This window comes from Paenibacillus sp. PK4536, from assembly GCF_028594455.2.
Lineage (GTDB): Bacteria > Bacillota > Bacilli > Paenibacillales > Paenibacillaceae > Saccharibacillus > Saccharibacillus nuruki.
Genome location: NZ_CP126313.1, coordinates 4,342,582 through 4,356,319, shown reverse-complemented (window position 1 = coordinate 4,356,319; position 13,738 = coordinate 4,342,582). Strand labels below are relative to the sequence as shown.

Genomic DNA, 13,738 nt, shown 5'->3' with positions numbered 1-13,738 from the left:
AAGGAGAGACAGAGATGGTTGGGAATGAACTGATGCAACAAGCGATAGCTACAATTATAGAAGGCAAGCACTTAACACGAGAACAATCCAATCAAGTGATGCATGTGATTATGAGCGGTATTGCGACACCTTCACAGATTGGAGGGTTACTGACAGCCCTTCGTATTAAAGGAGAAACGGTCGAAGAAATCACAGGTTTGGCTGAAGCAATGCGTACAAATGGTGGGAGTGTTCCTGTACTATCCGATGGATTATTAGATACATGTGGAACAGGCGGTTCCGGGATTCACAAATTTAATATTTCAACTGTATCGGCGATTATTGCTTCTTCGATCGGTGTAAGGGTAGCAAAGCATGGTAACCGCTCTGCTTCAGGTAAAGCTGGAAGTGCAGACGTATTAGAAGCTTTGGGTGTGAATATTAGTCTTAATCCGGATCAAGCAGCTAAGTGTCTAGAAGATATCGGCATCTGCTTTATGTTTGCACAGGTCTTTCATCCATCAATGAAGCATGCCGCAGCGACTCGTCGTGAATTAGGCGTACGAACGGTATTTAATATGTTAGGGCCTTTAACCAATCCAGCAGGAGCAGATCGTCAATTGATTGGACTGTATGATATTACAAAAATCGAGACCGTAGCACATACCCTTCATTTATTAGGGCTAAAACGTGCACTGGTTGTCGCAAGTCTGGATGGTCTAGATGAGATCAGTATATCTGCACCTACAAGAGTGGCTGAATTAAAAGATGGACACGTACACACATATGAGATCAGTCCTAGCGATTTTGGATTACCGACTCATCCGATTGAACATACATTAGGCGGAGACGCCATGGAAAATGCAGATATTATTCGTAGTGTACTTCGTGGAGAAGAAAGTGCTTATCGAGATGTAGTCGTAGCGAATAGCGCAGCTTGTATTTACCTTTCAGGGCAAGCAGAGACATTGGCTCAAGGAGCGATTATAGCAGCACAAGCGATAGATTCAGGTGCGGCTGCTCATAAGTTACAACAATTAATAGACACAACGGAGGGATTAAGTTATGTATCTTGATCGTATTGTAGTGACCAAACAGCAGGAAGTAGAACTATTGAAAAAAACATTTTCGGTAGAACAAGCCAAAGAACAGATTAAAGCATTGCCTGCAACTAAAGGTTTTCGCAAAGCTTTAATTCAGCATCCTCATCATTCAATGGGCTTGATTGCAGAAGTGAAAAAAGCTTCACCGTCTAAAGGTTTGATTCGTCCTGATTTTGACCCTGTTCAGATTGCTCAAGCGTATGAAGATGCAGGAGCTGATTGTATTTCTGTATTAACTGATGTTGACTATTTTCAAGGAAGTAAAGAGTATTTAACGGCTATTCATCAAGCGGTAAAGCTTCCGTTATTGCGTAAAGATTTTATTATTGATGAAGTACAGATTTACGAAGCACGCTTAATCGGTGCAGATGCTATTTTGCTTATCGCGGCTATTTTGACACCTGAACAATTGCAATCCTATTTCGATCTAGCATTATCAATTGGGCTAGATGTATTGATTGAAGTTCATGATCATGAAGAATTGGCAACCGTCCTGCAAATAAAAGGTGCTGCTGAACATGGATTGATTGGTGTAAACAATCGCAATCTCAAAACATTCGAAACTTCACTGGCGACAACGGTTGAACTGATTAATCTTGTTCCTGAACATGTTCCTTTGATCAGTGAAAGTGGTATTTCTGGTGTGGACGATATGGTCTATTTATCGGGTGCAGGAGCTAAAGGAGTATTGGTAGGCGAATACTTTATGCGTAAAGACGATATTCGTGACGCTGTAAAAACACTTATGGAACCTACCAAAAAACAAAATCATGACTGAAAAAAAATACGTAAAAATTTGTGGACTTCAAAGCGTTGAAGTGCTAAAATCTATGATACAATTACCGATTGATTACATCGGTTTCGTTTTTGCTACAAGTAAGCGTCAGGTGAATGCTGAACAAGCCTCTATTCTGATTCAAACACTTCAGGAATGGGAAGATTACCCTGCTCCTCAAAGTGTTGGCGTGTTCGTTAACCCGACGCTGAAACAACTCAAAGAGATTGTTGAGATCGCTCCACTTGATGTGATTCAGCTTCATGGTCAAGAAAGTCCTGAGCTATGCAGACAGATCAAGGAACAATTGCATAAGCAGGTATTCAAAGTGGTTTCACTCACACAGACAGACCAACCACAACCGGTAGAACAACAACTTTTACCTTACAAAGGCGTAGTCGATGCCTTTTTATTAGATACGTATGACCCTCTATATGGAGGAGGCTCAGGTAAGACATTTGCTTGGGATCAGATACAACCTTATCACCAGTGGACAGTGCAACAAGGGATTCCATTGCTTGTAGCTGGAGGATTAACACCGGAGAATATATCTTCTCTATTGGACAACCATTTGCTTGAAGGCGTTGATGTATCGAGCGGCGTGGAAACGGATGGTATCAAAGACATCATGAAAATAACAACATTTGTAGAAAGGGTGAAGGCATAATGACTACATTACCAGATGCAAAAGGACGTTTCGGCGATTTCGGAGGAAGATATGTGCCTGAGACTCTTATGAATGCACTTATCGAATTGGAGCAGTCTTATTATCAATATGCAGAAGATGAAGAATTTCAGACTGAGCTGAAATATTTGCTCAAAGAATATTCAGGTCGGGAAACGCCTCTTTATTATGCACAACGCTTAAGTGAAGAATTGGGTGGTCCTAAAATTTATCTCAAACGTGAAGATTTAAATCATACAGGTGCACATAAAATCAATAATGCGCTTGCTCAAGGGTTGCTTGCGAAGCGTACCGGTAAAAAGAAAGTTATTGCTGAAACGGGTGCAGGGCAACATGGTGTGGCGACAGCGACGGTAGCTGCATTGTTTGGACTTGAGTGTAAAGTATTTATGGGTGAAGAAGATATTCGCCGTCAGCAATTGAATGTATTTCGGATGAAGTTATTGGGAGCAGAAGTGGTTCCTGTGACTTCAGGTACGATGACACTTAAAGATGCAGGAAATGAAGCATTACGCTACTGGGTAAGTAATGTTGAAGATACGTTTTATATTCTAGGCTCAGCGGTAGGCCCTCATCCATATCCGATGATGGTGCGTAATTTCCAACGTATTATTGGAGATGAGACACGCCGTCAGATACTTGAACTTGAAAATCGCTTACCGGATACAGTCGTAGCTTGTATCGGTGGCGGTAGTAATGCAATCGGTATGTTCTATCCATTTATTGAAGATACTGAGGTTAATTTGATCGGTGTAGAAGCAGCAGGACGTGGGATTGATACGCCTTTGCATGCGGCAACGATGAGTCTGGGAACCAAAGGTGTTTTTCAAGGTTCTATGAGTTATTTACTACAAGATGAATATGGACAAGTACAGCCTGCACATTCGATTTCAGCTGGTCTCGATTATCCGGGTGTAGGTCCTGAACATTCGTATCTTAAAGATATCAAGCGTGTTCAGTACGTGCCTGTAACAGATGCAGAAGCGCTAGACGCTCTAAAATTATTGTGTCGTACCGAAGGTATTATCCCTGCACTCGAGTCTTCACATGCAATTGCCCATGTGGTTAAAATGGCGAAAGATATGAATAGTGATCAGTTGCTAGTGATCTGCCTTTCCGGTCGTGGCGATAAAGATGTAGAGTCAATTATGCAGTATGAGGAGGGCGTACAATGAGTATGACTGATCAAAGTCAGAACCGTATGGATGCTACATTTGCTAGACTCAAAGAAGAAGGCAAAACAGCATTGATTCCCTTTCTCACTGTAGGCGATCCTGATCCACAGACAACGATCGATATTATTGTAGAATTGGAAGCAGCAGGTGCCGATATTTTGGAATTAGGCGTTCCTTATTCTGATCCACTGGCAGATGGCCCTGTCATCCAGCGTGCTTCTCAGCGTGCGCTTACCCATCATGTAACAATCAACACTTGCCTTGAAGTTGCTGACGGAGCACGTCAACGCGGGGTAGAAATGCCTTTTATTTTGTTTACGTATTATAATCCGATTTTGCAATTTGGACTGGAACGCTTTTTTGAGACGATGCAAGCTCATGGCATTAGTGGCATGATTATTCCAGATCTACCAGTTGAAGAATCCGGTGAAATGAGAGAGCGTTCCAAAGCCGCAGGTGTTAGCTTAATTCCGCTAGTGGCTCCTACATCGAATGATCGAATTGCAGCCATTTTAGACGGTGCACAAGGATTCGTCTATTGTGTATCTTCACTTGGAGTGACAGGAGAGCGAGCTTCTTTTCATAACAACGTAGAGCAATTTATCCGTGATGTGAAAAGCAATACCGATCTTCCCGTTGCTGTTGGGTTCGGTATTTCAAGTAGTGAGCAAGTGAGAGAATTTTCAAAATTCTGTGATGGTGTTGTTGTAGGTAGTGCGATTGTACGCCAGATCGAATCACAAATACCTCTTCTAACTAATCCAGAACGCAAAATCGAAGGATTATTGCAAATTCGCAAATTTGTGGCAGAATTAAAAGAATAACAATAGTCATTACTATATCCAATAAAGATGGAGCCCTATATTAGTGGCTCCGCCTTTTATATGAAGGAGTCAAAAACCATGAAGCCAAAATCTCGTATTGTCAATATTCCTGTATACCAACCAGGTAAGCCTTTAGAAGAAGTAAAGCGTGAGTTAGGTCTAAGTGAAGTCATTAAGTTAGCTTCGAATGAAAATCCATACGGTTCTGCTCCATCTGTTCAGGCTGCGATTGCTCAAGAATTAACGCAACTACATATCTATCCTGATGGTGGAGCTGTAGAGCTAACTGCACAATTAGGGTCGCATCTAGGTGTTCAGTCGGATCAGATTATTTTCGGTTGTGGATCAGATGAGATTATTGCATTGATCACACGTGCTTTTTTAGAGCCCGGCGACGAGACAATTATGGCAGATCAGACATTTTCAGTTTATAAAAGTAATGCCGATATTGAAGGAGCGCTTGTTCATGAAGTGCCTTTAAAAGACGGAGTACATGATCTTGAAGGGATGATGGCACAGGTGAATGGTCGTACCAAAATCATCTGGGTATGTAATCCTAACAATCCTACGGGTACGATTGTATCTCACGAAGAATTAATTGGCTTTTTGGAACAGGTGCCTAGTAGCGTAATGGTGGTATTGGACGAAGCATACTATGAGTATGTGACCGATGCGGCTTACCCACAAAGTCTTAAATTGCTTGAAAAATATACAAATCTAGTGATCTTACGTACATTCTCCAAAATCTATGGTCTAGCTGCACTCCGAATTGGTTATGGTGTAGGACATGCCGATGTTATTAAATTGATCAATCAAGTGCGCGAGCCGTTCAATACTTCACGTATTGGTCAAGCAGCTGCACGTCAAGCTTTGGCAGATCAAGATTTCGTACAAGAATGTCATAACAAGAATAAAGAAGGTATCGAGTATCTAACGGCTGAATTTGACCGTCTAGGACTTCATTACTTCCCAACACAGACAAACTTCATTATGGTCGATGTGAAGCATCAAGCATTAGAATTGTTCCAATCGATGCTTCGTCGTGGAGTCATTGTACGTGCAGGGCATCAGAAATATCCAACGTATATTCGTGTTACGGTTGGAACAGCACGTGAAAATGAAATCTTTATTCGTGCATTAGAAGAGTCGATGCAAGAACAATCAACAACTGTTTAATTTCTTAAGCAAGTGCGTTCGTATCAGGATCAATGCAAGCAGAAAAGATCTAGCTAAGCATGGTCCTGATATGAACCATACTTGATATCAGATAAAGAATGAGTGGGATATGTGATGACAACTAAAATTGCAATTTTCGGTGTAGGGCTGATTGGTGGCTCGCTTGCACTATGTTTTAAAGGCAAGCCTGATCTATATGTAACGGGCTACACGCACCTCCCTGAATTAATACATACGTATCAAGAACGGGAAGTTGTTGACCATGCTACACTTTCGATAGAAGAGGCGGCGTTAGATGCCGACTTTATTTTTTTATGTGTGCCTGTTAGCTTGATTGGTACTTATTTGGACAAGTTAAGTCATTTGCCACTTAAAAAGGGTTGCATTATAACAGATGTAGGCAGTACCAAAGCATCTGTAATTGCTCATGCAGAACAATTGAATTTGGATTCCGTGTATTTTATAGGTGGGCATCCTATGGCAGGTTCAGAACGTGCAGGGGTAGGAGCTGCCTCAGCGCTTTTATTTGAAAATGCATATTACGTACTTACACCTCCAGAAAATGTACCACAGGACGTTGTAGACCGTTTAGGTCATCTTTTGGAACAGACAACAAGAGCACAAATTGTAAAAGTAGAACCGGTTATGCATGATGAAATTGTGGGGGCGATTAGTCATTTACCACATGTTATTGCAGTCGCACTGGTTAATCAAATTCGTCAATACAATCAGGATAATCCATTGTATCGTATGTTAGCCGCAGGTGGATTCCGTGATATTACACGTATCGCTTCCAGTGATCCGATCGTATGGCGAGATATTTTACTGAATAATCGACAGATTATATTGTCTTTGTTGGAAGATTGGAATAGCGGTGTAGCTGACTTTATTGAATTATTGAATCAACAAGACTCTCGTGGGATTGAAGAACAATTTGAAAAAGCAGGCGCTTTCCGTGATCAATTGCCTGAACGTCGTAAAGGTATGATTGCTTCGCTTTATGATCTTTATCTCGAAGTACCCGATCATCCAGGGATTATTGGTAAAATCACAACTGAAATTGGTAATCAAGGCATTAACATTAGCAATGTTCAGATTGTGGAGAGTCGAGAAGATGTACCGGGTGTAATGCGGTTATCCTTTAGACAAGAGCATGATATGGAAAAAGCGAAGATTATGCTACAAGATCAGCAATATAGTGTATTTGTATAAAATAGAATCATAAGTGTTAGATAAGATATAAAGTTAGAATAATTGAAGTAAACATTAAGGAAACCAGTCTACATCTACAATTTACTGTACCGTAAACTGGCTTCCAAAAATGGATTTTTAAATTATTTATAGAAAAATATGAAAAAAGTAACTAAGAGTGTTGACAGAATGAAAGCGTATACAGTATACTAAAAGTACAGTATGGTTTCTCTCCACTCCTATCCAATACTAGCTCCCCCTTATTAGGTGGGAACAAACCGCTAACTTATGTTAGCGGTTTCTTTTTGTGTTTTGAGGGAAAATTAGCTATGGTAATATACAATGACTAAGAATAGACACATCGAAAATATATCAATTATAATCATTGTGGATTCCAGTGTATCAATGTAACAGGAGGTCAATTCATGAGAGCCGTAACGATTAGACAACCGTGGGCAACTTTGATTGCGCTAGGAGAAAAAAGATTTGAAACCCGTAGTTGGGCAACCAAGCATCGTGGAGCCATAGCGATTCATGCAGGTAAATCAGTAGACAAAAAAGCGTGTGCACATCCAGCAATAAAAACGATACTGTCAAAGCACGGGTATTCTACACCTAACGATCTTCCAATAGGTGCAGTCATCGCTAAAGGAGTGTTAATGGATTGTTGGCAATCTTTTACACAGGAAGATCAAGTGATACTTGAATCAGCAGGTAAAATTAAAAACATTACTGCTTTTGAAGAATACGTAGGAGATTATACCGAAGGACGATATGCTTGGGAGTTAGATCAAATGAACATACTACAAAAGCCTATTCCAGCTAAAGGATACTTAAGTCTTTGGAATTGGGAAGAAAGTATAGAAGGGAACTAAAGCAATATAAGTATAATAAGTGTGAATTGAACATATACCCTTGCTAAATAACTTCATCAGATATACAGGTCTAACCGATAACTATGTATAGTCAAAAGGAGACACTACATAAAGAAGCATAAAAGTAGCCAAATTGAAGGTATTGAGTACCTGTTAGACGAACCTACTCCAAGCTTCAAATCGATTTTCAAAAATAAATTCGAATTTTTTTAAATTTTTTTGCTAAAATCAGCAACCTTTTTGGTACATGCTCCGTCTGATAATTAGATAGGTTATAAAAGGGCATTTTTCTGAGGCTTATTTTAAATCAATAAAGCTCTCTCAATCGTAACAACTGACGATCATTCATCGCTTATTATATTGCAGTTTAGTGACATTCGTAATTTTTATCATTCAAATACATTTCAAACTAGAGAAGTTGTTGTAAAGTTGTGGAAACTTGGTTTTCTACCGCAACTTTTGCCGTTCGTTTCGGTATTACATAGTATACATGGAACGGAAAGATGCGGCGGCAGCAACGAGGAGGGTCGCATTAGAATGACAGATGATTCCCTGTTGATTCAGGAAATTAAAAACGGTGATGTGGAGTTATATTCAGAGCTGATGCGTCGTTATCAGCGCAAAATTTTGGCATTTGTGTATCACATGCTCAAAAACTCCAGTCTCGAAATGATGGCAGAGGATTTATGTTCAGAGACGTTCTACAAGGCTTATAAAAGCCTTCATTCCTTCCGGGAAGTAGATGCTTCGTTCTCGACATGGTTGTATACAATTGCACGCAATACTGTACTTAGTGAACTGCGCAAACAAAAAAATGGCAGTGTACCGCTTGAAGAAAGTGGTTTTGTTCCATTAGCACCGAATAGTATGGTGCCTGAGCAAGCTGCATTGCGTAATGAACGTGTACAAATGGTACGTGAAGCAATTGATCTGTTACCTGAAAAGCAAAGATCTGCATTGATCCTCCGCGAATATGATCAGATGGATTATCAGGAAATCGCTGAAATCCTTTCTCAGAGCGTAAGCTCCGTCAAGTCTCTTTTGTTCCGGGCAAGAGCGAGTGTGAAAATTCGGTTAGAACCGTATTTTTATGATTCGGTCTATGATGAGCCTATTGAAGGGATGAAAAGAAAATGAATTGCAGAGAGGCCGAAGAGTTATTCGGGATTTATCACGATCTTCCGAAAAATGATTCGCGCCGCCAGGCACTTGACCGTCATATAGAAGAGTGTCCGGCTTGTGCGGCGGAATTTCAAATATGGCAGGAAAGTTATGATTTAATTCAAGCTCAGGTTGCAGAAGATGAAGCTGCTGAGCTGATGATGAATGCTGAGGCAGAGAAAGTAAACCTTAGCGTCATGGATCGTATTTACGCTGAATCTCCATGGGTATTACAGACCGATCGTAAGCATGGACCTATTTTGCGTTTGTTCCGCCGTCGTTTATCGGCCTGGATTCTCTGCTTGTTTGCTATATTTATATGTAGTTCGTTATATTTAACACTTGATTTTTCAGGCACATTTGATCGAGATGCGGCGCAAGAGCGTGTATCAGGGATTGTACCTACGGCTATTGCCACAAGCGATAGCGCAACAGTAGCTAATTCTTCTCTACATTTTGTAGGCTCTGAACGTGGTCTAATCGATCCTTTGGTCATTCCTATGAACCCAAGCCATCCTCAATACTGGATGATTTTGTCGGTAGTAGGTATGATGCTTGCTTTACTGTCATTACGCTGGCTTGCCAAAGCACGTCATTAATCATTTGCTGATATTCCAAACAGTTCACAATCGTAACCATGAACGGAACATGGGGATTGTGAACTGTTTTTTGTTTGGAATACATGTAAATTGTGTTAGTATAGATTATTGTTTTGTATTTAGAGTGACATGGAATAAAAATAGAAAGTAGGGTAATCACTAATGCGTATAGGCTTAATAAGACATGGACTCACTGATTGGAATGCTTTGGGACGGATTCAAGGACATAGTGATATTCCTTTAAATGATGAAGGCAGACGACAAGCGGGATTATTAGCAGAACGTCTTGTGACTGAACGTGAATCCGTACAATGGGATTTTATCGTAGCAAGTGAATTGTCTCGTGCTCAAGAAACCGCTCAAATTATAGCAGATCGTTTACATATTCCTTTGTTGGAACCGGATCAACGATTGAAAGAGCGTTCTTTTGGACAGGTGGAAGGATTAACATGGCAAGAACGAGAAGAAAAGTGGGGCGCTGATTGGGAAACATTAGAATTGGGTCAAGAAAAAGTAGAAGATATTCAAGCGCGTGGATTGGAATTTTTGAATCATACGATGGAACAATATCCAGAGCAAAATATTCTCGTTGTCAGTCATGGTGGATTTTTATCACAGTTATTTACATTACTACTAAAAGAAGATCACACCGAGCGAATTGGCAATCTTTCTTTGACGGTTTTGGAGCGTACAGAGCAGGAGTGGACGACCATTTTATATAACAATATACAGCATTTACAATAACCCTTCTTTAGACGGGTTATTTTTTATTTTATTTTTTTGTATAATTAGTGATGCGCTTACAAATAAATTGGTTAAATGCCATTAAGGAGTTAATCACATGTTATTGCCTTATCATAATCAACTACCGAATATCGATCCCACTGTTTTTGTTGCAGAAGGTGCCAAATTAATTGGTCATGTAACTGCCGGCAAAGACAGCAGTATATGGTTCAACGCTGTACTTCGTGGCGATCTTGCTCCAGTAATCATTGGAGAGCGTTGTAATATTCAAGATTTAGTTGTAGGACATGTACATGAGAAACATCCGTTATGGATTGAAGATGATGTCTCTGTCGGACACTCCGCTATCATACACGGTTGCCGAATAGGTAAAGGTTCTCTCATTGGAATGGGAGCTATTATTCTGAACGGTGCTGATATTGGAGAGTATGCTTTGATTGGTGCAGGTTCACTCGTCACTGAGAACACAATAATACCACCTTATACTCTTTCTTTAGGTTCACCAGCACGTGTAATACGCGAGCTTACCGAGCAAGATTTGGAACGGATGGCACGTACTACACAGAGCTATGTGGACAAAGGAGCAGAGTTCAGGAATCCATGAAATAGCATTATGGAGGTGCGCCCTATGTACAAGATGAAAGTAACCTATGAAGTTATGCTGGGACTAGCGGCTGAAATGGTATGGGATCAAGTACTACGTGAGCATCGGATGAATGAATTACATCTTTTAATTGATCAAGCACTTGCGGAAAGAGATGAAGATTCTTTTCAACGTCTAACCGATGAGTTACGTACTCTTGCTTCTACAGTTGTTGTGGAAGAACCGGTGTTAGAAATCGTTGAACGAAAATCATTATCTTTTTAATCAAAAAGTGTGTAAGATCCTGATCTGTTTGTAAGCGTAGCAAGCAGAACAATAATAATTCGTATGGATGCCGTTGTCGGACATAAGGAAGAAACGGAATTTGATTATAAAAAGTTAGTGTATGCTAACTGTCGGAGTCTGCCTATATCAGGCAGGCTTTTTTGTGTATATGAATCGCAAATAAAACGGTTGGCTCTAGGTATAGTACTTGCGCCTGATCTCACATCCTATTAAAATGATATAGATTCATGGCTAACCAAGAATACAGCAGAGTGGTAACAGATAAAGGGGAATGTTGATGTCGATTTCATTATTGTGGAGTAAAGCACTGTTAACAGATCGTAGAGTGCTCTGGTTACTACTTATCTGTAATGCACTGGGGACAGTGTATGGATACATATGGTATGGATTGCAATTAGAATATACATTAGAGATCAAGCCGACATGGATGATCATTTTTGTACCTGATAGTCCAACCGCAAGCTTATTTTTTACGGTAGCTTTAGCTTTTATTTTATATCCACCCAAGCAAAAAGCATGGATTGTGATTCGGAAATTGTTCGAAGCACTCGCAGTGGTCACTTCTGTAAAATATGGAGTCTGGGCAGTGGTAATGATCTTCTGGGGCGTAGCGTTAGGTGATCCATTATACTGGCAAGATTGGATGTTAACCGCTTCTCATTTAACGATGGCAGTCGAATCGTTATTGTTTGTACGCTTTTTCGTTTTTGGCTGGAAATACCTTCTGATCGCTTTGGCATGGACACTGCTAAACGATTATATGGATTACTCGCAACATATTTATCCATGGCTCAGTCCGCTTCTTGTCGACCGATTAGATCAAGTTCGGAATTTTACAGTCATGCTTACTTTCGCGTCTGCTTTGGCAGGAGCTCTAGCATTAAGACAAGCCCGTAAAATACGGTTGTTTAATTAATAGACTTTGTTATATCTGTATACGTCGAAAAAATCTGTACATGAAAGAACACGTTAAAAAGATTCACTAAAACAGTATATTCAACAAAAGAACCACAAACCTTTTTAAGGATTGTGGTTCTTTTGTTTTATAGCGACCATAAGAACAATGATTTTGATGGAGTGGATGATGCAAAAGCGACTACTTCTATGACTTGAATGGTACCAACTCAGCTATCCTCACGAAATCCTTCACCATGTACATCATTTACTTCATTAATAATCATGAAAGCACGCGGGTCCACAGAACGAACAATCATTTGCACCCGTCGAATCTCTTGCCTTGATACGACACAATACGCAATTTCTTTGGCGTGTTTAGAATAAGCGCCAATTGCTGGAATTAAAGTGACTCCACGATCCAATTCTTTCATAATAATTTCAGCAATCTCACCGGCATGATCACTAATAATAGTAAACGCTTTACCTGAATACGCACCATCTTGAATAAAGTCGATTAACTTGGAGGCAATATAGACAGTCACTAAGGTGTACAATACTAATTCTTTACTGATAAAAAATAATGAAGATCCAATAATCACAATATCAATAACTAACATAATCTGACCCATACTCCAACCGAACTTTAAATGAAGAATACGAGCAATAATATCTGAACCACCGGTAGTGCCTCCAAAGCGGAATACAATCCCAAGTCCTGTACCTAACGTTACACCTGCATAAAGCGCAGCTAAAATATAATCATTTTTGGTCTGAAATGTACCGATCCAACCCATTTTGATCATTCGTTCAAATAACCATAAGAAAAAGGTAAGCGAAGCAATCCCTACGCCAGTATAGATCATCTGACGTTTACCTAATAATTTAAGACCAATTAGAAATAAAGGAATATTCAAAATAAGTGTAGATAAGGAGGGCGATATACCAAATGCATAATTCAGCAGTACGGTGATTCCTGTGACTCCACCTTCCATCAAGGTGTTGGGAATAATAAAATAGAGCAAACCAAATGCATACAAGCCGGCTCCGAATATAATCGGAATAATCAATCGAAGTTGATTCCAATATTTGTGCTTTGACATCGCCAATACCTCCGTAAAATAAACTAACCTTTAACAGTATACATTTTTTCGTGCATAATTGCATAAAAGTTATTGCAATGAGTATAGTCACAAATATTGATTTGTGTTCAAAATCGCTTTAGGATAACATTGTAGTAACAATGAACATCGTTAATTTGTTGGAAATACAGGGTACATAAGATTGAAAATGTGTAATGGAGGCTATAATTAATGACAGAGAAATCTTTAGCAGAAATGCAGCGCGAAGTTGATGCGTATATTTCACAATTCAAAGAAGGTTATTTTTCTCCACTTGCCATGTTAGCACGCATGTCTGAAGAAGTGGGTGAGTTGGCACGTGAAGTCAATCATTCTTTTGGCGAAAAACCGAAAAAAAATGATGAAGATGATAATTCTATCGAATTGGAACTGGGTGATATTTTATTTATTACGATGTGCTTTGCCAATTCATTAGGAATCGATCTTACACAAGCACACAATCAAGTGATGCATAAATTTAACACACGCGATAAAGATCGCTGGACACGTATAGACGAAAGTAGCACTGAAGAACAATAATATCAAT

General features: G+C 39.8%; 16 protein-coding genes. 15 read left to right on the top strand and 1 reads right to left on the bottom strand.

The window, feature by feature from the left end; translation table 11 throughout:
• The first annotated feature begins 14 nt into the window (after positions 1 to 14).
• The 14 genes from trpD (at position 15) to PO903_RS19255 (ending at position 12,092) form a co-directional block, all read left to right on the top strand.
• Positions 15 to 1,055 carry an anthranilate phosphoribosyltransferase gene (trpD, locus tag PO903_RS19320; RefSeq protein WP_069327922.1) on the top strand — a complete coding sequence of 347 codons (1,041 nt, stop codon included), beginning with the start codon at positions 15 to 17 and terminating at the stop codon, positions 1,053 to 1,055.
• Positions 1,045 to 1,860, top strand: coding sequence for an indole-3-glycerol phosphate synthase TrpC (gene trpC / locus PO903_RS19315; protein WP_137220631.1), 816 nt, complete (start codon positions 1,045 to 1,047; stop codon positions 1,858 to 1,860). The genes trpD and trpC overlap by 11 nt, the downstream gene beginning before the upstream one ends.
• On the top strand, positions 1,853 to 2,524 hold the full coding sequence (locus PO903_RS19310; RefSeq protein WP_273594333.1) for a phosphoribosylanthranilate isomerase: 672 nt from the start codon (positions 1,853 to 1,855) through the stop codon (positions 2,522 to 2,524). The genes trpC and PO903_RS19310 overlap by 8 nt, the downstream gene beginning before the upstream one ends.
• Positions 2,524 to 3,717 carry a tryptophan synthase subunit beta gene (trpB, locus tag PO903_RS19305; protein WP_069327925.1) on the top strand — a complete coding sequence of 398 codons (1,194 nt, stop codon included), beginning with the start codon at positions 2,524 to 2,526 and terminating at the stop codon, positions 3,715 to 3,717. The genes PO903_RS19310 and trpB overlap by 1 nt, the downstream gene beginning before the upstream one ends.
• On the top strand, positions 3,714 to 4,541 hold the full coding sequence (trpA, locus tag PO903_RS19300; RefSeq protein ID WP_371748180.1) for a tryptophan synthase subunit alpha: 828 nt from the start codon (positions 3,714 to 3,716) through the stop codon (positions 4,539 to 4,541). Before trpB ends, trpA begins: the two co-directional genes overlap by 4 nt.
• Before the next feature lie 78 nt (positions 4,542 to 4,619).
• The gene (gene hisC, locus PO903_RS19295) at positions 4,620 to 5,717 is read left to right on the top strand and encodes a histidinol-phosphate transaminase (protein ID WP_273594332.1); all 1,098 of its coding nucleotides are present in this window, start codon (positions 4,620 to 4,622) and stop codon (positions 5,715 to 5,717) included.
• A gap of 114 nt (positions 5,718 to 5,831) precedes the next feature.
• Positions 5,832 to 6,929, top strand: a complete 1,098-nt coding sequence (locus tag PO903_RS19290) for a prephenate dehydrogenase (protein ID WP_069327927.1) — start codon at positions 5,832 to 5,834, stop codon at positions 6,927 to 6,929.
• A gap of 404 nt (positions 6,930 to 7,333) precedes the next feature.
• A complete protein-coding gene (locus PO903_RS19285; protein WP_273594331.1) occupies positions 7,334 to 7,783 on the top strand; it encodes an ASCH domain-containing protein in 450 nt (149 codons plus the stop codon).
• A 537-nt stretch (positions 7,784 to 8,320) separates the two neighbouring features.
• Positions 8,321 to 8,920: an RNA polymerase sigma factor gene (locus PO903_RS19280; RefSeq protein ID WP_069327929.1), complete on the top strand. Its 600-nt coding sequence runs from the start codon at positions 8,321 to 8,323 to the stop codon at positions 8,918 to 8,920.
• Positions 8,917 to 9,543, top strand: a complete 627-nt coding sequence (locus PO903_RS19275; RefSeq protein WP_069327930.1) for an anti-sigma factor family protein — start codon at positions 8,917 to 8,919, stop codon at positions 9,541 to 9,543. Before PO903_RS19280 ends, PO903_RS19275 begins: the two co-directional genes overlap by 4 nt.
• Before the next feature lie 162 nt (positions 9,544 to 9,705).
• On the top strand, positions 9,706 to 10,287 hold the full coding sequence (locus PO903_RS19270; RefSeq protein WP_273594330.1) for a histidine phosphatase family protein: 582 nt from the start codon (positions 9,706 to 9,708) through the stop codon (positions 10,285 to 10,287).
• A 97-nt stretch (positions 10,288 to 10,384) separates the two neighbouring features.
• Positions 10,385 to 10,891 (top strand): gamma carbonic anhydrase family protein, encoded by a 507-nt coding sequence (locus PO903_RS19265; protein ID WP_273594329.1) that lies wholly within the window; start codon positions 10,385 to 10,387, stop codon positions 10,889 to 10,891.
• Between the two features lie 24 nt (positions 10,892 to 10,915).
• Positions 10,916 to 11,155: an IDEAL domain-containing protein gene (locus PO903_RS19260; RefSeq protein WP_069327933.1), complete on the top strand. Its 240-nt coding sequence runs from the start codon at positions 10,916 to 10,918 to the stop codon at positions 11,153 to 11,155.
• Positions 11,156 to 11,453: 298 nt separating this feature from the next.
• Entirely contained in the window at positions 11,454 to 12,092 is a 639-nt protein-coding gene (locus tag PO903_RS19255) for a DUF1405 domain-containing protein (protein WP_273594328.1), read from the top strand.
• A 208-nt stretch (positions 12,093 to 12,300) separates the two neighbouring features.
• On the opposite strand, the gene PO903_RS19250 is transcribed toward PO903_RS19255, so the two are convergent.
• Positions 12,301 to 13,173, bottom strand: coding sequence for a YitT family protein (locus PO903_RS19250; protein WP_273594327.1), 873 nt, complete (start codon positions 13,171 to 13,173; stop codon positions 12,301 to 12,303).
• Positions 13,174 to 13,383: 210 nt separating this feature from the next.
• On the opposite strand from PO903_RS19250, the gene PO903_RS19245 reads away from it, so the two are divergent.
• Positions 13,384 to 13,731, top strand: coding sequence for a nucleotide pyrophosphohydrolase (locus tag PO903_RS19245; RefSeq protein WP_069327936.1), 348 nt, complete (start codon positions 13,384 to 13,386; stop codon positions 13,729 to 13,731).
• Positions 13,732 to 13,738 lie beyond the last annotated feature (7 nt).

Bases quoted from the DNA above. Each gene is read 5' to 3' on its own strand.
- PO903_RS19265 (WP_273594329.1), top strand. From the start codon at position 10,385: ATGTTATTGCCTTATCATAATCAACTACCGAATATCGATCCCACTGTT.
- PO903_RS19270 (WP_273594330.1), top strand. From the start codon at position 9,706: ATGCGTATAGGCTTAATAAGACATGGACTCACTGATTGGAATGCTTTG.
- PO903_RS19255 (WP_273594328.1), top strand. From the start codon at position 11,454: ATGTCGATTTCATTATTGTGGAGTAAAGCACTGTTAACAGATCGTAGA.
- trpA (WP_371748180.1), top strand. From the start codon at position 3,714: ATGAGTATGACTGATCAAAGTCAGAACCGTATGGATGCTACATTTGCT.
- PO903_RS19310 (WP_273594333.1), top strand. From the start codon at position 1,853: ATGACTGAAAAAAAATACGTAAAAATTTGTGGACTTCAAAGCGTTGAA.
- trpD (WP_069327922.1), top strand. From the start codon at position 15: ATGGTTGGGAATGAACTGATGCAACAAGCGATAGCTACAATTATAGAA.
- PO903_RS19290 (WP_069327927.1), top strand. From the start codon at position 5,832: ATGACAACTAAAATTGCAATTTTCGGTGTAGGGCTGATTGGTGGCTCG.
- hisC (WP_273594332.1), top strand. From the start codon at position 4,620: ATGAAGCCAAAATCTCGTATTGTCAATATTCCTGTATACCAACCAGGT.
- PO903_RS19250 (WP_273594327.1), bottom strand. From the start codon at position 13,173: ATGTCAAAGCACAAATATTGGAATCAACTTCGATTGATTATTCCGATT.
- PO903_RS19260 (WP_069327933.1), top strand. From the start codon at position 10,916: ATGTACAAGATGAAAGTAACCTATGAAGTTATGCTGGGACTAGCGGCT.
- PO903_RS19245 (WP_069327936.1), top strand. From the start codon at position 13,384: ATGACAGAGAAATCTTTAGCAGAAATGCAGCGCGAAGTTGATGCGTAT.
- PO903_RS19280 (WP_069327929.1), top strand. From the start codon at position 8,321: ATGACAGATGATTCCCTGTTGATTCAGGAAATTAAAAACGGTGATGTG.
- trpB (WP_069327925.1), top strand. From the start codon at position 2,524: ATGACTACATTACCAGATGCAAAAGGACGTTTCGGCGATTTCGGAGGA.
- PO903_RS19275 (WP_069327930.1), top strand. From the start codon at position 8,917: ATGAATTGCAGAGAGGCCGAAGAGTTATTCGGGATTTATCACGATCTT.
- PO903_RS19285 (WP_273594331.1), top strand. From the start codon at position 7,334: ATGAGAGCCGTAACGATTAGACAACCGTGGGCAACTTTGATTGCGCTA.
- trpC (WP_137220631.1), top strand. From the start codon at position 1,045: ATGTATCTTGATCGTATTGTAGTGACCAAACAGCAGGAAGTAGAACTA.